The following is a 20,593-nucleotide window of genomic DNA, read 5'->3' on the forward strand; positions in this document are numbered from 1 at the left end:
TGTTCACTCTCACGCCGGGATTTATGACTTCGCCAGTGTTCAAACAACTGTACGAATCTACGCTCTCTGACGCTCTTGACGAGGACGCCGTCCTTCTCGATATCGGGGCCAAAGACGGGAAGATCGCGTCCGAACTCGCCGACAGCATCGGCTGTCGCGCTCTCGCGCTCGATGTCGACTTCAAAGACGGGGCGGCGACCTTTCCCTGTGACGCCGTGCAAGCGGACGGGACGACGATGCCGTTCCCAGACGGCAGCGTCGACGCGGTCATCTCCAATATGGTGTTCGAGCACGTTCCGGACGAGGAGCGGCTCATCGCCGAATCGGCCCGTATCCTGGCTGACGACGGCGTGTTCGTCTCTATCTGTCCGAACCGAGCCTGGCCCGGCGACGGCCACGGCTATCCGGTCGGCATGCCCTGGCTACCCGAGGCAATCGGCAGCCGGGTCGCAAAGCCCTACGACCGGCGGTACGAGCGAGACGAGGGGTGGTATCAGGCCGCCTACCACCCCGTGTGGTCGATAACCGTCCGAAAAGAGCTAGCAACGCATTTCGACAGCGTCGAGTACCGGTCGGCGGCGCTGCTCGAAGCCGACCTCGACCGGTCGGATACGAGACAACGCCTGCTGGATACGTTCGCCGAACCGCTGGAACGGGCCTTTTCCTCGCGCGTGGGCACACGGCTCGTCGAGACGGTGTTTCCGACGCCGGTGTACGTTTCGACACAGCCGAAGTGAGACTGTCGGCCCGACAGGTGCCGTCCAGTACTTTCTTGCCCCAACCACGTTAGAGTCATCTATATGAGAAGTAAGGTCCAGTCGGCGGACGCGTTCGAACAGTTCGTGCTGCTTGCGGTCGCAGAACTGGAAACGGCCGACGAAACGCCGGCCCACTCCTATCACGTGACCCAGACGGCGAAGGCGCATCTCGCGGATATCGACCGCCAGCCGTTCGGGGGCGTCGAGCGCCAGGAAGTCATCTCGGCGCTGGGCCGACTCGCCGAGAAGGGGCTGTTGGTGAACGAACAGACGGAGTCACCGACGGGCAAAGGGCGGCCGGGCTACGAACTGGCCGAGGACCCCGAGGACGTGCTCGAAGCGCTGTCGGAGACAGACGAGTTCGAGTCCTATATCGAAACAGTCCGGTCCTCGTTGTCCAGCTAGACGACGCTCACGCCGCCGCGCTCCTGGTCGAGAGCGGGCGGCTGGCCCGCTTCGAGACGTTCGATGCGGTCCATGGTCGTGTGGACGACGTCGTCTTTCGTACAGGGTGCGAGGTGAACGAGCTCGCTGCCGTCGTACTCGGCCAGTCCCATGACGGGCAACGTCAAGGCATCGTACGCCGACTCCGTCACTTCCGAATCGACTGTCGTGTCCTGGTAGAACGAGTCGAGCGAGACGTTGCTGGTCAGCGCCCACTGCTTGAACTCGGCGACGCGGTTCAGGATGTACTTGCCTTCCTCCGTCCGTGCGGCGGCCGACCGCGGCGCGATCTGTTTGCCCCAGACGATGACGTTGAACCCGTCTATGTGGTCCTCTTCGTCGAGTGTTTCGAGGCGGCCGATGACCTCCTCCTGGCGTTCGTGTGCGCCGTCGGGAAGCATCGACCGGACGTACAGCTCGATGTGAGGTGTCGGGGCAGTATCACTCATAGCTGTCAGATAGCACTCCCGGCTGGCAGATATAGCTACTGTGAGAGATGTCGGCATAGGACAGATGCTGCTTTCAGGGCTGAATACGGGCGAAATCAGCACTTCTCGTGGATAGAGCTGTTTCCAGTTGTAACGCTGAAACAGCAGCAGTTAACAGCTGAAACCGGTATCGGATTCCTTACTATTCAGCGTTCGACTCGGGCGAAAGGCCATGCAGGTTCTCGTGGATACCGAGAATGAGCGCGGGAACCACGACCATGAAAATGTGCTCCTCGATGGGGATCCCGAGGAGGTCGACGCCGGTCCTCAGTTTGATCTCGAAGACGCCGACGGTGAGCGTGTACCAGTCCCAGACGTAGGCAATCGGATAGAGCACGACTATGGTCTTGGCCGCCATCCGGAGGGCGTTCGCACGCCAGAGCAACGCGAGGGCAACAGCCCCCCAGACCACCTCTGTGACCAGGTAGGTGTAGGGGCCGAAGACGCCGATGTCGGGCAGCATGCACCGACCTTAGACCCAAGGCCCTAAAGCTTAGTTCGTCTCCCGACTCCCGGGGACTAAACCAACCTTGATAACCCCACACGTCGAATCTACGAACTGTGAAGAACGATGGATATTGCTGATATCGCCACCAGAGAGTTTGTCGAAGTTGACGCCAACAAGCGCCTGGGGAAAGTCCGGTCTATCTTCGAACGCGAGAACCCCAAGGGAATCATCGTCACGGAAGACGGTGACTACGCTGGCGTTATAACGCAGAAACAGCTGGTCCAGTCCCATGTCGAGGACAACGCGAAAGCGGGGGCGATGACGCGCTCGGCGCCGAAAGTCGAGCGCACCGACGACGTGCGCGAAGTCGCGCGCGTCCTCGTCGAGGGTGGAGTCAAGCTCGCGCCGGTGTTCGAGGCGGGCGAGCTCTGGGGTATCGTCACCGAGGACGATATCCTCGAAGCGGTTCTCGACAACCTCGACGCGCTGCGCGTCGAGGACATCTACACGCGGGATGTCATCACGGTCTCGGAAGACACCAACGTCGGGCAGGTCGTCAATCTCCTCCGGAAACACGGCATCTCCCGGCTTCCGGTGCTCGATGACGACGACGGGCTGAGCGGGATGGTCACGCGCCACGACATCGTCGACGTCGTCGTCCGGGACATGAACAAGACGACGCGGGGCGACCGCTCCGGCGAGATCGAGCGCGTGCTCGATATGCCAGTCTACGACGTGATGAGCAGTCCGGTAGCGACGGCGGAACTCGGCGACTCGGTCGAGGACGCCGTCGCGCGGATGCTCGAAAACGACTTCGCCGGGCTCGTCGTCACGCCGGCCGAGGACGACACCGACGTCGCTGGAATCCTCACGAAGACCGACGTGCTCCGCGCACTGACCTACACGGAGGAAGACCACATGGACGTCCAGATCACGAACATCAAACTGCTTGACACCATCTCCCGTGCGGACATCCGGGCCGACATCGAGGCGGTCGCGGACAAGTACGGGGCGATGCAGGTCCAGCACGCTCACGTCCGGTTCCACGAGCACAAGGAGAAGCTCCGTGGCACGCCGCTCATCCAGTGTCAGATCCGCCTCCGGACCAACAAGGGCCAGGCGGCCGGCTCCGGCGAGGGCTACGGCGCCAAGACCGCGTTCAACGTCGCGCTCGATAAGCTCGAACGGAACGTCCTCGAACTGAAAGGCGTCCAGGCCGACGAGGAGTACCGCGGCCAGCTCCTCCGCAAACTCGGCGAGCTGTAGTTCGGCCAGTCACCTTCTTCGCCTACCGTTCAGCGACCTGCACGAGTTGCTTGCCGATGTTCTCGCCCTCGAACAGCCCGAGGAACGCGTCGGGCGCGTTCTCGATGCCCTCGGTGACGGTTTCCCGGTAGGAGAGCTCGCCCGAAGCGACCCACTGACCGAGTTGTTTCGTCGCGTCCTCGAACCGCGGCTCGAAGTCGGAGACGAGGAGTCCCTGGACAGTCACGCGAGACTGGATGACCTTGCCCAGTTTGCGCGGCCCCATCGGAACCTCCTCGCTGTTGTACATAGATATCTGGCCGCAGACGGCGACACGTGCGTCGGTGTTGAGGCGCGTGAACACAGCGTCGGTAATCGGTCCGCCGACGTTATCGAAGTAGACGTCGACGCCGTCGGGCGCGGCCTCGTCCAGCGCCGCCCGGTAGTCGTCGGTCGCCTTGTAGTTGATCCCCTCGTCGAAGCCGAGGTCGTCCTCGAGGAACGAGACCTTCTCCTCGGAGCCGGCGAAGCCGACGACGCGTGCGCCCTGGAGCTTGGCGAGCTGGCCCGCAACGGAGCCGACGGCCCCCGCAGCGCCGGTGACGACGAACGTGTCACCGGCCGATGGCTGTGCCACGTCCCGGGTGCCGAAATACGCTGTCAGGCCAGGCATGCCCAGGACGCCCAGCGCCGTCGAAATCGGTGCGAGTTCGGGATCGATCTGTGTGAGCGCCGGTCCGGCCGCCGTGGCGTACTCCGCCCACTCCAGCTCGCCAGTGACGACGTCGCCCTCCTCGAAGCCCGCGCCGTTGGACTCGACGACCTCACCGACGACCCCGCCCCGGAGCGGGTCACCTACCTCCCACGGGTCCGCGTACGATTCGCTGTCACGCATGCGGCCGCGCATGTACGGGTCGACAGAGAGGTACAGCGTCTTGACGAGCGCTTCGCCGGGCCCCGGTTCGGGGACCGCCTCCTCGGAGAGGGCAAACGTATCGCGGTCGGGGGTCCCTTCGGGGCGCTTTGCCAGCCTGTAAACGCGGTTCGTGTTCGACATACCACCCGGTACACCTGGGACCCGAAAGGGGGCTTCGAAAGGAGAAACAAACACCGGTATTATAATTTATCTAATAATTATGCACTGGTGTTGTGCGGTCAGCGGGGAGGTACCGCTGCTCGGCAGCGTCGAATCACCGTCCCAACGCAGAAAGTCGTGTTCGAACCGCGGCGAGCGAGCAAGAGAGCGCCGGAGCCCTACTGGAAGCCGATCCGACCGCCGGTCCCGGCCTGCCGTTGCGGGCTGGAGCCGCCTCTGAACTCCTCTTCCATCTGCTCGTAGTACTCGCGGATGTCGTCGGTGATCGTCGGGCGCACGCTGTCCATCGCCTGCCGGAAGTGGCGCATCTCGACTTCCTCCGCGTCGTCGTCCTCGCGGAGTGCCTCGATGGCTGCTTCCCGGGCGATGGATTCCAGGTCCGAGCCGACGAACCCGTCGCTGACTTCGGCCAGTTCGCGCAGGCTCACGTCGGGCGACAGCGGCGTGTCGTCCGTGTGGATCTTCAGGATCTGTTCGCGGCCCTCGATGTCGGGCTCGCCGATCATCACCAGCCGGTCGAACCGGCCCGAGCGGATCAGCGCCGGGTCGATCATGTCCGGCCGGTTGGTCGCGCCGATGACCATCACGTCCTCCATCTCTTCGAGCCCGTCGAGTTCGGTCAGGAGCTGATTGACGACGCGCTCGGAGACGTTCGACCCCATCTCGCCGCCCCGACCCGGTGCCAGCGAGTCGAGTTCGTCGAAGAAGATGATGGTCGGAGCGACCTGGCGGGCCTTCCGGAACGTCTGCCGGATGGCCTTCTCGCTCTCGCCGACCCACTTCGAGAGCAGCTGCGGGCCACGGACCGAGATGAAGTTGGCGTCGGTCTCGTTGGCGACGGCTTTCGCCATGAGCGTCTTCCCGGTGCCTGGCGGGCCGTACAGCAACACCCCCGACGGCGGCGTCACGCCCATGCGCTCGAACTTCTCCGGGGAGTTCATCGGCCACTCGACGGCCTCCTGGACCTGCTCTTTGGGTCCGCTGAGGCCGCCGACGTTGTCCCAGGACATCTTCGGGAGCTCGACCAGCACCTCCCGCATCGCCGACGGACTCACCTCGTTGAGCGCGCCCTTGAAGTCGTCGCGCTTGATTATCATCCGGTCGATGAGGCTCGGCGGGATATCCTCCTCGTCTAAGTCGATTTCCGGGAGGTACCGGCGCAGCGCCTTCATCGCGGCCTCCTTGGTCAGGCTCTCGATGTCGGCCCCGACGAAGCCGTGCGTGTCCGTCGCCAGCTTCGCCAGGTTCACGTCGTCCGACAGCGGCATGCCGCGGGTGTGGATCTGGAGGATCTCCTCGCGGCCCACCTCGTCCGGCACGCCGATCTCGATCTCGCGGTCGAAGCGACCGGGACGGCGCAGCGCCGGATCGACGCTGTCGACGCGGTTCGTCGCGGCGATGACGATGACCTGGCCACGGGATTCGAGGCCGTCCATCATCGTCAGCAACTGGGCGACGACGCGGCGCTCGACCTCACCGGTCACGTCCTCGCGCTTGGGCGCGATGGAGTCCAGCTCGTCGATGAAGATGATCGAGGGCGACTCCTCGCTCGCGTCCTCGAAGATCTCGCGTAACTGCTGTTCGGACTCCCCGTAGTACTTCGAGATGATCTCGGGGCCGGCAATAGAGAAGAAACTGGCGGAGGTCTCGTTGGCGACGGCCTTCGCGAGCAAGGTCTTCCCGGTGCCGGGCGGTCCATGGAGCAGGACCCCCTGTGGCGGCTCGATGCCGAGTTTCTTGAATATCTGGGGGTGTTTCATCGGCAACTCGACCATCTCGCGGACCCGCTGGATCTCGTTCTGGAGCCCACCGATGTCCTCGTAGGTGATGCCGCCACCGGTCTTCTCGAAGCCGGAGATGGGCTCCTCGCGGAGCTCGACCTCTGTATCTTCGGTGATGAGACAGACGCCCTCGGGCTCGGTCTCGACCGCGATGAGCGGGATGGCCTGTCCGGGCGAGCGCATGAACGGGTGGTTCGTCGACGACATCACCGGGACGATGTCACGCTCGACGACCGGCCGTTTCAGAATCTGCCGTTTGACCATGCCGGCGGCGTCGGAGCCGAACTGGACCGACGCCTCTTCCGGCGGCGCGAGGACGAGCTTGTCGGCCTTCTCGGCCTCGGCCTTCCGGATGGTGACGCGCTCGCCGATACCCACGTCGGCGTTCTGGCGCGTGAAACCGTCGATGCGGACGGTGTCGGTGTTCCAGTCCTGTCGGTCGGCGCGCCACACCTTCGCCGCGGTCGTATCGCTCCCTTCGATTTCGATGATGTCGCCGGGGGAGAGCTTGAGGTGCAACAACGTATCGGGGTCGAGTCTGGCGATACCGCGTCCCGAGTCGTTCGGGTAGGCCTTCGCCACTTCCAATTGGACTTCGTTCATAGTAGAGCCTGCTTACACTGAACTCGGGTAGCCCCGGAGATATGCTTTATGCTACCGGCGGGCAAGACGCACGGCGACGGGTTTATATGTTACCTAATAACATACTGCACAGCGGTATGGAATAGCCCCCGGCCTGGTGGGCGGTGACACAGGCTGCCGCCATCGCCGCGTTTCATAAGGCTGGACGCGATAGCGCCGATATGGTATTTCTCGTTCCCTTCGACGGGTCACCGCTCGCAGACGCCGCGCTCCACCGCGCCGTTACCTACGCCGCGGCGCTCGGCGAGGACGTCGTCGCTGTCGCGTTCATTCCCACCGGAGCCGACTATGCCGAGCGCCGCCGGCGCGTCGACCCGACCGAGGACTTCGCCGCCGAAACCGCCGCGGACGACCTCAGACGCAAGATCGAGGAGGCGACCGACGACTCCGAACTCCGCTACGACGACGTGAGCGCCCACTCCACCAGCGAACTGTCGGCGACAATCAGACAGTCTGCCCGCGACGTCGACGCAAGTGTCGTGTTCCTCGGCAGTGACGACACGGAGGACATCGTCGTCCCCATCGGCGAACTCACCGACGGCGAGGCCTACGACGTCCACATCGTCCGCCAGGCCTGACCACCGACACGAGGGGTCGGTGGAACCGTAGTATGAGGGCTTTTACTCGCGGGGCGCGACCCCCTGTGTATGCGAACACTCGCTTTCGACGGCCGCATGGGTGCCGCCGGCGACATGCTTCTGGGGGCGCTGCTGGCCGCCGGGGCCGACCGCGAGGCCCTGTCGCCGGTCGAGGCCGCACTCCCTGTCGAGTACGCCGTCTCCGAGGTGGACCGCTGTGGCATCGCCGCCACGCGCGTCGAGGTGCTGGTATCCGACGCCGATAGCGATAGCGACGGGCCTCGTGACCACTCCAGCGACGACGGACGTTCCCACGACCACACCCACGCCGACGACGAACAGCCACACTCCCACGGCGACCACGACCACACCCACGCCGAGGGTCACGGCCCGAGCCGAGCGTACACGGACGTCGTCGACATCGTCGAGGGGATGGCCCTGCCTGGCTCTGTCCGGACGGACGCGCTGGCGATCATCGAGATGCTCGGGCGCGCGGAGGCCTCGGTCCACGGGACGGACCTCGACGGGACGCACTTCCACGAGGTCGGGGCCGACGACGCCATCGCCGACATCGTCGGCGTCTGCCTCCTGCTGGATGACCTCGACGTGGAACGGGTCGTGACGACGCCCCTTTCGACCGGCGGCGGAAGCTTGGAGATGAGCCACGGGACCTACCCGGTTCCGACCCCGGCGGTGGTCGAAATCGCAGCGCAGGCCGACTGGTCGCTGCAGGGTGGCCCCATCGACAGGGAGCTCGTGACACCGACCGGCGCAGCGATTCTCGCCCACATCGCAGAGGGGACCGAGTCGCTACCGCCACTCGCCGTCGAGGCGTCGGGCTACGGCGCTGGCGGGTGGAACCTCGACGACCGCCCCAACGTCCTGCGGGCGATGGTCGGCGACGGTTCGGGCGGGCTCCGCCGCGACGAGATAACCGTACTCGAGACGAACGTCGACGACGTTTCGCCGGAAGTCCTTGGCGACCTCCAGCGGTCGCTTCCGGAGGTCGGCGCACGCGACGTGTCGGTAGTCCCGACGACGATGAAGAAATCCCGGCCCGGCCACATCGTCAAGGTCATCTGCAGGCCGGAAGACGCAGAGCGGGTCGCGCGCCGCCTCGCCGAGGCGACCGGGACGCTCGGCGTGCGCGAGTCCGGGGCGGGCCACCGCTGGGTCGCCGACCGGGAGTACGAGACGGTCGCGCTCTCCGTCGACGGCGAGCAGTTCGAGGTCACGGTCAAGATTGCGAGCGACACCGACGGCACGGTGTTCGACGTGAGCGCGGAGTACGACGACGCCGCCGCCGTCGCGGAGGCGACCGGGCTCCCCGTCCGCGAAGTGATGCAGCGAGCCGAGCGGATGGTTTCGCCCTAGCCGCTCTCGTCGGCCGGTTCGTGTTCGGAGCTGTCCTCGTCGTCGGCTTCCCCCTCGCTCTCGTCGGTCGCGGTGTCGCTGCCGTGTTCGGCCAGCGCCTCCTCGACGGTGAGTGCGCCCGTCGCGACCCGCCGGGCCAGTCCCTCGCTGATTGCTCTGTTCGTGTCGCTTTCCTCCCGCGAGCGGTCCTTAATCTTCTGGAGCTCCCCGGCCGTGGGCTCGATAGTCCGGCTCTCTATTTCCTCGCCGTCAAGGCGGGCGATGTTGACCGCGGCCAGCACGTCGCCCATCCCGCGGGTGCCGGAACCGAGATACGGTGTCGTTCCCGTTTCGTCGACCAGTTCCACCGGCACTGACTGGACGTCGTCGATGATGCGCGCGCCGACGAGCCGCGCGCCGTCGCCGACGCGAACCACCGGGTTGACGGCGTCTTCGACCTCCCGACGGACGATCTCGCCGACCTCCGCTGCCGGCACCTGGAACGCTGCAACGACCATGTCGCCGTGGAGAATCGCGACGCCCGGTCGCTCGCCGGGGTCGATGCCGATGACGGTGCGACCGTCGCCGCCGCGCAGCGCCGAGATAACGGCCTCGACGGCCCGGCGCGGCGCGTCCGGGGCCGCCTGCACGACGTCCACGCCGTCGGGGATCTCGACCGACTCACCGGCCGCGATTACTGCGACGTCCGCCCCCTCGGGCCACTCGTCGCCCGGTTCGATAGTGGTAAACGCCACGCCGCGGTCGCGGAGCTCGTTGACGACGCCGTGGTACACTTCGAAATCCTCGGTGGCGACGACAATCACGGCCGGAGTTCGCCCGCCGATTACTTACAGCTGTGGGGGGTCCGGCGGTCCGAATCCCGGTTTCAGTTGGATACCAGAAGCGAAGGTGTAGAGACGGATAGAGACAATCTGGATATCTGTTACATTTAATAGACTTTTTATCACAGGTGAGTGGAAGTCCGATGATGCGGTCGGGGGGCAACACTGACGGAGGACGCGCGGCGTCGGACCCGCTGTTCGGTGCGGTCAGCGGCGCGTATCTGGGCTTTATCCTGGCGCCACCGGTCGTACCGCTTCTCGAAGGCGTCGGCGTCACCGAGACGTGGCTGCTGTATCTGGCGCTGCTTGGAACGTTCGCCACCGTGGGTACTGCGACGGCCTGGGGCCTCTCCGGTCGGCCGGGAGCGGCCGTCAGGCTCGGCGCGACTCGCAGGCGCTGGCTACCGACGGTGCTCGCGGTTGCCTACGCCGTCGTCGGGTTCGCGTCGCTGGGCAGCGCCGGGGTCGGCGGCCTGGTGGCGTTTTTCTTCGGCCTGCTGGCGTTTCTGGCCGGGGTCGCGGTCGCGGTCATGGCACAGACGCGGTACGCCGCCGCGGTCACCGAAGGCGCCGAAGTGGTGACCCGGTGGCGAGCGAGCTGGCCCGTGTCGGCACAGCGGCGGCGGTTGTACGTCGGGGGGGCCGTCGCCGGCGTCGCGACCGTCGGCTTCGCCGTCGGCGCGGTGTTCGACCTCGCCCTGCTCCAGTACACCGGCCAGATTCTGTTCCCTACTGGGTTCGTCCTCCTCTCGACTGGCGGGAACCGCACCGCAGTTGCGACCGAAGACGGGCTGGAGATCAGACTGCCGGTCGCCAGGCGGTTCTACGCCTGGGAGGACCTGGGGTCGTACGAACTGGACGCAGAATCGCTCGTCATCACCCGCAGGTGGGGGTCGAACCTGCGGTTCGCGACGGCCGAAATCGACGACGTGTCGCTCGCCGAGTGGACGCTGGCAGAGCGACTTTCGGACGCCTGACAGCAATACCGTCAGGTACCAGTGTTTTTATCCGAACCTGCCCAACCCCTGTTCGTGAGCGAGTACGTCCCGACCGGGTGTGGCGCCATCGACGACCTCCTGGGTGGCGGGCTGGAACACGGCACCGTTACGCAGGTGTACGGCCCGCCGGCGGCCGGCAAGACCAACTTCGCCCTGTCGGCGGTGATGGAAGTCGCCGCCGCCGGCGACGCGGCGCTGTACATCGACACCGAGGGGCTCTCCGCCGACCGGATGGAACAGGTCGCCAGCGGCCGCGCGCGCGGCACGGCACAGACCGTGGACGACCTCGCCGGCCGGCTCATCATCACCGAGGCGCTGGACTACGACGAACAGGCCGAAGCCGTCCAGGACGCCGCCGAGTTCGCCGCCGAGGTCGAACTCATCGTGCTGGACAGCGCGACCGGGTTCTATCGGCTCCGCCGGGACGACGGGGACGGCGGCGAGACGCTGCGGGACGTGGCCCGCCAGATCACCCACCTGCTCTCGCTGGCCCGCAAACACGACCTCGCGGTCATGTTCACAAACCAGGTGTTCACCGACCCCGACAGCGACCGCTCGACGGCGCTTGGCGGCCACACCCTCAACCACTGGTCGGGCGCAATCGTCCGCCTGGACCGGTTCCGCGGCGGCAACCGCCGCGCCACCCTGGAGAAACACCGCGCCAAACCGGCCGGCGACACGGCCCAGTTCCGCATCACCGACTCGGGGCTCGTGGGCGACGACACGCCCGAGACGCCGCAGTAGGCTCTTCGTAGAGAGATACTGCTGTCAGGCGCGCGCCGTCGCGGCGACGGCCGCGTCGCAAGCGCGAGGGACGAGTCGCGCAGGTGAGCGGAGCGAGCCGAGCAACGCAGTCGGTTGGGGAGGCGTGTGGCTGTAATAAGAATATACGGCGAGCAGCGCGAGCCGTTTCACGGGAATCGCTTGCGATTCCCGCGTTTTTCCCCAAGTTTTTGCGAGGAGCCCTCCCACAGCGGCGCGAAGCGCCGCGAGGAAGGGCGACGAAGTAAAAAGTGGGTCTTAGTAGATGAGGTCGTCGTCGTTCTCGACCATGTACAGCGTCCGCGCGGCGATGTTGACGGCGTGGTCGCCCACGCGTTCGATGTCTCGAATCGTCAGCAGGAGGCGGGACACGTCGGCCATCAGTTGCTCGATTTCGACCTCGCTGGAGTCGGCGTCGATCTCCCGCTCGATGAGGTCACGCACGACCGTCTCGGAGGCCGACTCACAGCGTTCGTCCACCTCGTCGTCGATGTCGGCGATCGTGTAGCACTGGTCGACGTCCTCCTCGCCGTAGGCCGCCATAGCGCTCTCGACCATCTCGATTGTCACGTCGGCGACGTCCTGAATGTCGACCTCGGGGTAGACGTCGCGTTCAGCCTCCAGAGAGTACTCGCCGAGGTTCGTGGCGAGGTCGCCGATCCGTTCGAGGTCGGTGATGATCTTGAACGACGCGGCGATAAAGCGGAGATCGGACGCGACCGGCTGTTGCAGCGCCAGCAGGTCGATGCAGTCCCGTTCGAGGTCGAGATAGAGCTGGTTGATCTCGTGGTCGCCTTCGATGACCTCCCGGGCCATCTCCTCGTCTTTCTGTTCGAGCGCATCCAGCCCCAACCGGAGCCGTTCGAGGACGACCTCTGACATATAGAGGACGTCCTCGCGGAGCGAGTTCAGTCCCTCCTGATAGGATTCGCGTGGCATAGTCCGGAATGTGCGAGTGGCGTTCATCAGCCTTTCCATTCTCCCAATATATCCCGATACCGACGCGACGGCGGTATCGGGAGTGATACGATGGACCAGCGCCCTCGACAGAGAGAGACAGCTACTGTGACACTGTCCCAGCGACGTCGCGGGGTTGGACGTCCAGGGTCGTCGCCTCGTCGAGGACCGTCCCGCCCTCGACGCGCTCGACGCGCAACAGTACGTCCTGTGGCGTTGCACAGCCACAGCTCACGAACTCGGCCCACTCCTCGCCGACGGACACCGGGCCACCGTGGGCACGGCGGAGGTACTGTTGATAGGAGTCCGAACGCAGTTCGTCGACGATCCACTCGGTATCGACGCCGGACCAGGGGTCCCCGCCGGTAGCGGTGGGGGCAAACGAGAGAACGATGCGGTCTGCAGTCGACGCCATACGATAATCGAGGCGGTAGCGAGGCTTAGTCTCTCGGGAAGAACCCCGCCCGCTCACTACAGTTTGTCGTTGACCGCTTCCAGGCAATCAGCGTCGACGAACACCACGACGTGGTCGCCGGGTTCGATGACGGTGTCACCGCGGGGGATGACCAGTTCCCCGCCGCGGCTGATGGCCCCGATGACCACGCCGGTCGGGAGTTCCTGCACCGACTCCTGAATCGGCCGCCCCGCGAGGACGCTATCGGCGGATATCTCGATTTCCAGCACCTCGGCGCGGTCGGATTCGATGATGGCGACCTTCGTCGCGTCGTACTCCCGGGTGAACCGGGTAATCTCCTCGGCGGTCGTCTCGCGTGGATTGACGGCCACGTCGACGCCGACGGCCTCGAACAGGTCGACGTACTCGCCGGCGTTGACGACAGCGACGGTTCGCTCCGCACCGAGTCGTTTGGCCAGCAACGTCACCAGGAGGTTCTTCTCGTCGCTGTCGAGCGTCGCGACCACGGCGTCGGCGTCTTCGACGTGCTCCCGCTCGAGGAAGTCGCTGTCGGTCGCGTCACTTTCGAGCACGGTGGTCCCCTGCAGGTTCTCAGCGAGCTCGCGTGCCCTGTCGTGGTCCTGTTCGATAAGTCGGGGTTTGATTCCCCGGTCCTGAAGCAGTCGCGCGGTATGATAGCCGACATCGCTCCCGCCGACGATGAGGACGTTCTGGGTCGTTTCGGAATCCGGTGCGATTTCGGTCGCGAACAGACGGACACTATCACGGCTGCCGATAACGACGATATCGTCGCCTGTCTTGATGACCGTCTCCCCACGCGGGATGATGACCTCGTCGTCGCGCAGTACAGCGGCGAAGGTCAGAGACTCATAGCGGTCGGCCTCCGCGACGGTCTGGTTCGTGATGGGACTGGAGTCGAGTACCTCGAACTCCCCCATCTGGACCTGCCCGTCGACGAACGTTTCCACGTCGCGCGCGCCGGGAAGACCGATGACGCGGGCGAGGTTCTCCGCGGTGAGCAGGTTCGTTGCGACCATGTGGTCCACCCCGAAGGCGCCCCTGGATTTCTCCCAGGTCCGGAGGAACTTCGCGCTCTTGACGCGGGAGATGGTGAACGGGTCGGCGGCCGTTATCGCGGTCCCGCAGGTGACGATGTTCGTCTCGTCGTCGTCGGTACTGGCGATGAGTACGTCGGCTTTCTCGATGCCCGCCTCCGAGAGCGTATCCAGTTCCGCGCCGTCCCCCTCGATACCGAGCACGTCGGCGTCGTACATCAGCGTCTCCACACAGTCAGGGTCGATGTCGACGACGGCGACTTCGTGACTATCCGCGAGGCTCTTGGCGATGTTCGAACCGACCTGGCCCGCGCCGACGATTATAATATACACGGCTGCGCCTCCGCCTGGTACATGTGCACCCCCTTTCAACCGATAGGTGAAGTGTATTTTCATCCGGCCAGCAAACAGTGGACCGCCGCCTCGCGGCAGGTGAGCTACGAACCTGACCGGGACAGGTACCGATGGGACAGGAGCGACAGGCGCCGAGCCTCTCAGGACTCGTCTCGGAGCGGCACGTCTAACCAGGGACAGAGGACTGACCGACGTTGGAACCGTTCGACCGCATCGAACGATTCTTTCGTCTCTTCGATCGCCTTTCGCATACTGGCGTAGTCGGTCATACACACTTTCTCTGTCTCCCCCACCGCTTGATTATATGCTTCTTTACGCCCGCTACCCCTGAAGTAGACGCGTACTTCTGTCAGACACTTGGGCCGCTGGATCGAACCGGTCACGACGACTGTGACATGGGTCCCGTCCGGGGCCCTCTCCAGCACGTAGCGGGCGCCTGGCGGAACGCTCGCTGTAGTAGCAGGTGACTACTGTCCCGTGCCGGTCGGCGTATCTGTCGCTCCCCCCCGGGCAAGCTCAGTAAGTGATTGGAGACGTCGATGTGGACGCGAGCACGAGTACGAGAAGGTGGGTCACAACGAGTCCGAGAAGCAGTGCCGGCCTGGCCGTCGGTGGACCCACGACCGCAGCCGTACCTATGAGGACCGTCAGGACACTCGCGATGGGACCGGTTCGAACCGTGTCACTCGGGTCGCAGTCGTTCGTGCGGGCCGGTTCGAACTGGGACCTGATAGCGTCGAATCTGGGGCCCTGACGGACCCGCTTTCGGTCCGGCTCGTACTCGACCAGCCCGACGGCGTCGAGCCTGGGAAGGTGTGTCTGACAGAGCGAGATGTACACGCTGTCGTAGAGGTCGTCACTGTCGGTCTCCGCGTCGGCGACTACGCGCGCCACCTGTCGACCCAGGTCATTGACAGACAGCTCCGTCTCGTGCTCGGAGAGACAGCCCAGACACGCTCGGCGGCGCTCGTTGTCGAGGATATCGAACATCGTCGCATCGTCGAGGCCGTCCTGGTCCGGGGACACGGTCGTCTCCTCTGTAGCAAGGACGGCGTCGAGCACAGCAGTCGGTACCACGATCTAGTGCCCTCTGAATGTGCCGCTGTGTGCACGCATCTATCCCGTTAGCAGCTTACGTCGCCTGGCTGAGAGCGGTCCGGAGACGGTCAGTGAGCGACTGTGGCACCGACAGCGAGAACCGATGGCTCAGCGACAACAGCAGGAACGCCACGCTCACGACAAGCGCGACGGCGACGCCCGACACTGCGGTCCCGCTGAGTGCGAGCCCCCCGACTGCGACCAGCGTGGCACACGCGGTCCCGAGATATCGACTGGACCACCGCTCGTCGGTCGACGCGTTCGCACCTGTCCGCGCGTGGTCGCGGTCGGACTCGGTCGACGGCGTCGACTCCGGGGCCGGCGTCGACAGTAGGGAGGGTTCCTCGTCGAGATACCCGTCGAAGGAGTTCGCGAGCGCGGTGGCCTCGACGAGTCCGCGGTCCTGATTGTAGTTGATGACGCCCGCGTCGTCCATCTTCGGGAGGTGGGACTGGTACAGCGCGATGTAGACGCGCTGGCGTTGTTTCGAGCGCAGCGAATCGACCGTCGTGTCGTGTTCCAGCGCGGCGATGTGTTCGGCGATATCGCTCATATCAGCCGGTCCATCGCCGGGGTACTCCTGGAGGTACTTGAGTACCAGGCGGCGGCGACGACACTGGAGTACGTGGAAGAGGTCGTCGCGGGCGAGCCCGTCGTCAGACGCGGATTCCGCAGACGGCGACTCGTCTGTCGTGGACTCCTCGGACTCAGCTGTCGTGGGTTCGGAAGTGGTTTCAGCTATCGACATGTTCGCTTCTCCCTTTTCCAGCAACCGACATATACCGGGTCGACTGTTCCGCCGATTGCGACTGTTTCACCGATTTAACGGGTCGATAATGGCCGACTTACCCCGAATCAGGGGACAGTAAAAATGGGCTCTAAAGACGTGAGGCGCCGATTTATCGGATTCTCTGTCACAGAACCGTTCTCTAGCACTGTTTCACGCACAGTACCGGATTGTTTCACCGCGATGACGACAACTCATGTATACAAAGAAACACATGCGTAGCTGCGGCAGTACCTGCAGTATGGACCTCTTCTGCCGTTTTCGGGACGTAGAAGGGCAGAATTGACGAAAATAGGCGGTTCCTGCATCCGCCGACCACTGCCGTGGCCACGTCCACGACTGCGTCGACGGCTGTAATTGGCGGAAACTCACGTGACAAACGCCGTCAACGTACAGCGATGTCACTGTCGACCCGGCTGTCCCGTGGGGTGTGGGCTGACTTATCCGCCTGGCGTCGGTGGCTTGATATCGTCCGCGTGGGGCGAGGTCGCGGCTGCGGGTTTCGCCCGCTCCAGACAGATGAGGTTCTCCCGGCCGAGACGGATCTTCACCACCTCGCCGTCCTCGACCATCCGCGAGAGGAGACGGCTGACCTTCGCCTTCGACCAGTCCGTCGCCTCGACGATGTCGGTCTGGTGCATGCGGCCGCTCTCGGCCTGCAGCATCAGCGTCACCAGCCGTTCGTCGGGCATGAACTCCCGGTCGCCTCGCTCGAAGACCTCAGCCGCGGTGTCCGCGTCGACGCCTGCGGCGTCGGCCGTCTCCTCGTCCGTGGCCTCGATTTCACGGTTGACCTCGATGATCTCCCGGTCCAGTTCGAAGCGACGGTAGACGAACAGTCTGGCCGCCGCGGAGAGCTCCGTGATCCAGCCGCGCCTGATCGCCGCGACTGTCAGCCCGATACCGATGAGGAACCCGAGAAGCGAGCTCGTGACCCACGCGGGCGTCAGCGCGCTGTTCGGGTTCGTTCCCCAGGCGACTTCCTGCCGGTCGGGCAGGAAGTCACCGTCCGAATCGGCCGCGAGCGGGTCCGTTCCGAGGGTCGAAACCTCTCGCCCGTCACGGAGGCCGTCGCCGTCCGTATCGGCGTTTGTCGGGGACGTGCCAGCCGCCAGTTCCTTGCCGTCGTCGAGGCCGTCACCGTCGGTATCGCTCTCGGTGGGTGCGGTCCCCGCTTCGAGTTCTGTCCCGTCTGCCGCCCCGTCTCCGTCGGTGTCCGCGACTGTCGGGTCCGTGTCCAGAGACAGCTCCCGTCCGTCAGCGACCCCGTCACCGTCAGTGTCGGCCTGTATCGGGTTCGTGCCGATCTCCAGCTCCCGGCCGTCGATGACCCCGTCACCGTCAGTGTCGGCCTCGGTCGGGTCGGTCTTTCCGGACGCCTCTCGCTGGTCGGACAGGCCATCGCCGTCGGTATCAGCGACGGTCGGGTTCGTCCCGAGCGCCAGTTCGCGTTCGTCCGACAGCCCGTCGCCGTCCGTGTCGACCTGCAGCGGGTCAGTGCCCTGTTGGATCTCGGTCCTGTCGGCGACCCCGTCTTCGTCAGTGTCCACGGCCGTCGGGGCCGTCCCGTGCTGGTGGACCTCCGCACCGTCCGACAGCCCGTCGCCGTCAGTGTCGGCGTCAGTGAGGTTCGTTCCCCGAGCGACTTCGTTACTGTTGGTGAGCCCGTCGCCGTCGACGTCACCGGCGCGCTGAATCGGCTGCAGAGACACCGACTGCGTATCCAGCGTGGCGTTGGCGCTCGTGCTGTAGAGAGAGACAGAGAGGTCATCGAGCCCGGTAGCTCCGGGGGTCGCGAGCGTGGCAGTCCCGTTCGGACCGACCGGCGTACACGTCGCTGAACCGTTCGCCTTCGCACAGACCGCGAGATTCTCCTGTGGCGAACTGACGGCCACCGCCAGTCGATAGTTGCTGGCACGCTCGCCGTCTATCTGTTCCCAGACGTACCCGGTCTCGTTTGGCCCGTTCCCGATAGCCTGTGTGGGTTCGGCCGACTGTATCGCCGGCTCCGTTTCGTTGCCCGTCGCTGTGTAGTCAGCGTACTGGCCGCCGTCCGCTGCGGCGGCGACACCTACGGAGACAGACGCGACGGTCATCAAGAGGAGGAAAGCGCATATCCCGCTCACGATTCGGTGTCTCATACAGCATGGGAGTCACAGCGAGCCAATATCCTTTTTGGCCCATAGACCCGTTGTCACTTTCTCCCACACTTGAAAATTCAACGACACGCGCGCCGGGTCCGTCCCTCACTCCTCTGTCAGTCCGAGCTCCGACCCGATGACCTGGTCCATCCCGCGCCGAATCCGCTGTGACATCGCCGACGGTGAGATGTCGAGTTTCTCCGCCAGTTCGGCCTGCGAGATTCCGCGGGGCACGTCGAAGTACCCCTCTCTGTGTGCCGTCTCGAGCGCGACTTGCTGGTCCGCGGTCAGCCCGCACGCCCCGGCCTTTGCCTCGCCGGTGGTCCAGTACAGCCGGTCGAGTCGAAACGTGATGTCCCGGTCGGAGCACTCCGAGCGGAACGCCGACAGCGCCGACCGGGTCCGAAACTGTGCGTGTACCAGCCACTGCCCGCCGGTTCCCTCCATGTCGAACACCCGACCGCCGGCGCGGACGAGCGACGGCGTGATCCGGACGGCGCTGTCCGCGACCTCGACCCGATACACGCGGTTCGTCTCGGTCCAGTCCAACACGACGACGTCACACACCGTGTTGTCCCGCTCCAGTTCCGTTTCGAACTGATCGAGGGTCTCGCCCGCGGCCGCGATAATCAGAAAGGTCGACGCGCCGTCGTCGACCATCTGCTCCGGACGCACAGTCACGTCCGGACTGCTCTCGATCGCATCCGTCAGAATCAGCTCCGGGTGACTCAGGCACAGGTCGACGCCGAGGCTTTTCTCGCGTGTCGCCCCGTCCGTCCCGGGAGGGCTCCCCGGACCGTACCCGGCGCCATCGACTGGCTGGTCCGCCTCGGTCGTCGACCCCTGGTCGCCGGTGTTGCTCATATGGACTCCAGAGGGATTGCACAGAAGGTCATTGCGACTATACGGATAGTGTCTGCGAATCGGGACGCTATATTGATAGCAACAGTGCGGGTCGGTGTGTCGTTCGCCTGTGCGCAAGAGCTTCAGTCGGAGCGCCCGACCGGGGAAACGCTCTCACTCCTCCGGAATGTATACCTGATATGGGCGACCCAGCGTGTTATCGCGACTACTGCCCGTCATGTGATGCACAGCTAACGATCACCGACGGGGAATGTCCGGACTGTGGGGCAACAGTAGAACCCCACGAGCCATAGAGACTATTGGACCGCGGATTGACCCTCCGAGTAGTCGGTGGGCAGCGGTTGGAGAAAAAACGATATATCAATGAAACAGTTCCCGTCGATACCACGCGGCGATGACGCCCCCGAAGAGATGTTCCAGGAGGGACACCTGTGGCTTCTGGAGAAGGTCGACGGGGCGAACATGCGCTTTCAGCTGCAGCAGTCAGGGCTCCTGCGCTTTGGCGACCGGAGCAACGTCTACGACGACCCCGACGCGATGCCTGATCCGTACCGCCACGCCGTCCGGCACGTCCGTGACAACCTCGACCGAGACGCGCTCCGGCGGGCCGTCGAGGACGTCGAGGCGTACGTCTTCTTCGGCGAAGCGATGCACCACCACACGATCGACTACGACTGGGACCGCACGCCATCGTTTCTCGGCTTCGACATCTGGTCAACTGCGGACGACCGGTTCCTCTCGCCGGACGTTGTCCAGGGAATCTACGAGCGTCTCGGTCTCCAGCCGGTCAACGCCGTCGAACGCGAACGGCGGGCACGGGAGTTCGACCCGACAAGCTACGACATCCCACAGTCGGCGTGGTACGACGGGCCGGCCGAGGGCGTCGTGGTCCGGAACAAGCGCGGCGGCCGTGCGAAGCTGCTCCATCCCGACGTTCGAGAGGTGGACGAGGCAATTCCGGTCGACGCCGACGGGTCAACTCTGGCCCACCGGTACGCGACCCAGCAGCGGTTTCGGAAGCTGGCTGCCAAACTCGAAGACCGCGAACAGCCAGTGACGGTCGAGACACTCTACGAGCGAGCTCTCGAGGACATCGTTCGGGAAGAGCACAAGCGGCTCTATCACGGTGCGGACCCGGTCGATATGCAGTCGTTTCGCTCCGAAGTGGCGGCGTTGACGCGGGCGTTTCTCGATGCACGGTAAGTGGCCCACGCTCACCCGATAATCTGGCTTCCGTTGCTGTCCGGTGACCTGAATGACTGCTGTCGTGGCCCTTTGCTCCTGTCTGTTCGGCTGTACTGTGTCTAACGCTTTTGCGATAGCTATAGTAGACGTTAGAAATAGTTGCTCACTTTTGGGATTGAAAGTTGGTCGAGAGCTGTATCGATCGCTGTCGTCAGCTCGTCGAGTGAGTCAAAGAAGCGGTTGCTAAGAAACGCTTGAAGCTGTCTCCAGCACTCCTCGACAGGATTCAGTTCCGGCGAATA

The 20,593-nt window shown here is 64.6% G+C and carries 22 protein-coding genes; 8 read left to right on the forward strand and 14 right to left on the reverse strand.

Annotated elements, in window-relative coordinates; translation table 11 throughout:
- Nucleotides 1-23 precede the first annotated feature (23 nt).
- Nucleotides 24-737 carry a class I SAM-dependent methyltransferase gene (locus tag KZ498_RS17800; RefSeq protein WP_312620547.1) on the forward strand — a complete coding sequence of 238 codons (714 nt, stop codon included), beginning with the start codon at nt 24-26 and terminating at the stop codon, nt 735-737.
- Nucleotides 738-800: 63 nt separating this feature from the next.
- Nucleotides 801-1,163, forward strand: a complete 363-nt coding sequence (locus tag KZ498_RS17805; protein WP_312620549.1) for a hypothetical protein — start codon at nt 801-803, stop codon at nt 1,161-1,163.
- Here the strand turns inward: KZ498_RS17805 and KZ498_RS17810 are convergent.
- Both KZ498_RS17810 and KZ498_RS17815 read right to left on the reverse strand, forming a co-directional pair.
- Nucleotides 1,160-1,651, reverse strand: a complete 492-nt coding sequence (locus KZ498_RS17810; RefSeq protein WP_312620551.1) for an HTH domain-containing protein — start codon at nt 1,649-1,651, stop codon at nt 1,160-1,162. The two genes, KZ498_RS17805 and KZ498_RS17810, sit on opposite strands and share 4 nt — an antisense overlap.
- Before the next feature lie 181 nt (nt 1,652-1,832).
- Nucleotides 1,833-2,153, reverse strand: a complete 321-nt coding sequence (locus tag KZ498_RS17815; RefSeq protein ID WP_312620553.1) for a lycopene cyclase domain-containing protein — start codon at nt 2,151-2,153, stop codon at nt 1,833-1,835.
- Between the two features lie 108 nt (nt 2,154-2,261).
- Here KZ498_RS17815 and KZ498_RS17820 point away from each other — a divergent pair, with 108 nt between their 5' ends.
- Nucleotides 2,262-3,404 carry a CBS domain-containing protein gene (locus KZ498_RS17820; RefSeq protein WP_312620554.1) on the forward strand — a complete coding sequence of 381 codons (1,143 nt, stop codon included), beginning with the start codon at nt 2,262-2,264 and terminating at the stop codon, nt 3,402-3,404.
- Between the two features lie 22 nt (nt 3,405-3,426).
- Here the strand turns inward: KZ498_RS17820 and KZ498_RS17825 are convergent, their stop codons facing one another.
- Both KZ498_RS17825 and KZ498_RS17830 read right to left on the reverse strand, forming a co-directional pair.
- Nucleotides 3,427-4,440: an NADP-dependent oxidoreductase gene (locus tag KZ498_RS17825; RefSeq protein ID WP_312620556.1), complete on the reverse strand. Its 1,014-nt coding sequence runs from the start codon at nt 4,438-4,440 to the stop codon at nt 3,427-3,429.
- A 197-nt stretch (nt 4,441-4,637) separates the two neighbouring features.
- A complete protein-coding gene (locus KZ498_RS17830) occupies nt 4,638-6,863 on the reverse strand; it encodes a CDC48 family AAA ATPase (protein WP_004518130.1) in 2,226 nt (741 codons plus the stop codon).
- A gap of 200 nt (nt 6,864-7,063) precedes the next feature.
- On the opposite strand from KZ498_RS17830, the gene KZ498_RS17835 reads away from it, so the two are divergent.
- Together KZ498_RS17835 and larC are read left to right on the forward strand one after the other, a co-directional pair.
- Complete coding sequence (locus KZ498_RS17835; RefSeq protein ID WP_312620560.1) at nt 7,064-7,480, forward strand: universal stress protein; 417 nt, start codon at nt 7,064-7,066, stop codon at nt 7,478-7,480.
- A 69-nt stretch (nt 7,481-7,549) separates the two neighbouring features.
- Complete coding sequence (gene larC / locus KZ498_RS17840; RefSeq protein ID WP_312620562.1) at nt 7,550-8,854, forward strand: nickel pincer cofactor biosynthesis protein LarC; 1,305 nt, start codon at nt 7,550-7,552, stop codon at nt 8,852-8,854.
- Here larC and KZ498_RS17845 read toward each other — a convergent pair.
- Nucleotides 8,851-9,657, reverse strand: coding sequence for a hypothetical protein (locus KZ498_RS17845; RefSeq protein ID WP_312620564.1), 807 nt, complete (start codon nt 9,655-9,657; stop codon nt 8,851-8,853). The genes larC and KZ498_RS17845 overlap by 4 nt on opposite strands.
- A 161-nt stretch (nt 9,658-9,818) precedes the next feature.
- Here KZ498_RS17845 and KZ498_RS17850 point away from each other — a divergent pair, with 161 nt between their 5' ends.
- Together KZ498_RS17850 and radB are read left to right on the forward strand one after the other, a co-directional pair.
- Nucleotides 9,819-10,652 (forward strand): hypothetical protein, encoded by an 834-nt coding sequence (locus KZ498_RS17850; protein WP_312620566.1) that lies wholly within the window; start codon nt 9,819-9,821, stop codon nt 10,650-10,652.
- A gap of 54 nt (nt 10,653-10,706) precedes the next feature.
- Nucleotides 10,707-11,417 (forward strand): DNA repair and recombination protein RadB, encoded by a 711-nt coding sequence (gene radB, locus KZ498_RS17855; protein ID WP_312620567.1) that lies wholly within the window; start codon nt 10,707-10,709, stop codon nt 11,415-11,417.
- A 276-nt stretch (nt 11,418-11,693) separates the two neighbouring features.
- On the opposite strand, the gene phoU is transcribed toward radB, so the two are convergent.
- The 8 genes from phoU to KZ498_RS17895 form a co-directional block, all read right to left on the reverse strand.
- Entirely contained in the window at nt 11,694-12,374 is a 681-nt protein-coding gene (gene phoU / locus KZ498_RS17860; RefSeq protein ID WP_312620568.1) for a phosphate signaling complex protein PhoU, read from the reverse strand.
- Nucleotides 12,375-12,495: 121 nt separating this feature from the next.
- Nucleotides 12,496-12,807 (reverse strand): hypothetical protein, encoded by a 312-nt coding sequence (locus tag KZ498_RS17865; RefSeq protein ID WP_312620569.1) that lies wholly within the window; start codon nt 12,805-12,807, stop codon nt 12,496-12,498.
- Between the two features lie 56 nt (nt 12,808-12,863).
- Nucleotides 12,864-14,195 carry a Trk system potassium transporter TrkA gene (gene trkA / locus KZ498_RS17870; protein WP_312620570.1) on the reverse strand — a complete coding sequence of 444 codons (1,332 nt, stop codon included), beginning with the start codon at nt 14,193-14,195 and terminating at the stop codon, nt 12,864-12,866.
- Between the two features lie 161 nt (nt 14,196-14,356).
- Nucleotides 14,357-14,485: a hypothetical protein gene (locus KZ498_RS17875; protein ID WP_312620571.1), complete on the reverse strand. Its 129-nt coding sequence runs from the start codon at nt 14,483-14,485 to the stop codon at nt 14,357-14,359.
- A 247-nt stretch (nt 14,486-14,732) separates the two neighbouring features.
- The gene (locus KZ498_RS17880; RefSeq protein WP_312620573.1) at nt 14,733-15,293 is read right to left on the reverse strand and encodes a hypothetical protein; all 561 of its coding nucleotides are present in this window, start codon (nt 15,291-15,293) and stop codon (nt 14,733-14,735) included.
- Between the two features lie 55 nt (nt 15,294-15,348).
- The gene (locus KZ498_RS17885; protein WP_312620574.1) at nt 15,349-16,062 is read right to left on the reverse strand and encodes a hypothetical protein; all 714 of its coding nucleotides are present in this window, start codon (nt 16,060-16,062) and stop codon (nt 15,349-15,351) included.
- Between the two features lie 479 nt (nt 16,063-16,541).
- Nucleotides 16,542-18,242 (reverse strand): helix-turn-helix domain-containing protein, encoded by a 1,701-nt coding sequence (locus KZ498_RS17890; protein ID WP_312620575.1) that lies wholly within the window; start codon nt 18,240-18,242, stop codon nt 16,542-16,544.
- A 105-nt stretch (nt 18,243-18,347) separates the two neighbouring features.
- On the reverse strand, nt 18,348-19,106 hold the full coding sequence (locus KZ498_RS17895) for a helix-turn-helix domain-containing protein (protein ID WP_312620576.1): 759 nt from the start codon (nt 19,104-19,106) through the stop codon (nt 18,348-18,350).
- Nucleotides 19,107-19,469: 363 nt separating this feature from the next.
- Between KZ498_RS17895 and KZ498_RS17900 the strand changes: the two genes are divergently transcribed.
- Nucleotides 19,470-20,309 (forward strand): RNA ligase family protein, encoded by an 840-nt coding sequence (locus KZ498_RS17900; RefSeq protein ID WP_312620577.1) that lies wholly within the window; start codon nt 19,470-19,472, stop codon nt 20,307-20,309.
- A 131-nt stretch (nt 20,310-20,440) separates the two neighbouring features.
- Here KZ498_RS17900 and KZ498_RS17905 read toward each other — a convergent pair.
- Nucleotides 20,441-20,593 (reverse strand): transposase (locus tag KZ498_RS17905; RefSeq protein ID WP_312620588.1); only part of this gene is annotated, 153 nt, incomplete at its 5' end.

It is taken from the genome of Haloarcula sp. 1CSR25-25, assembly GCF_032027985.1.
Lineage (GTDB): Archaea > Halobacteriota > Halobacteria > Halobacteriales > Haloarculaceae > Haloarcula.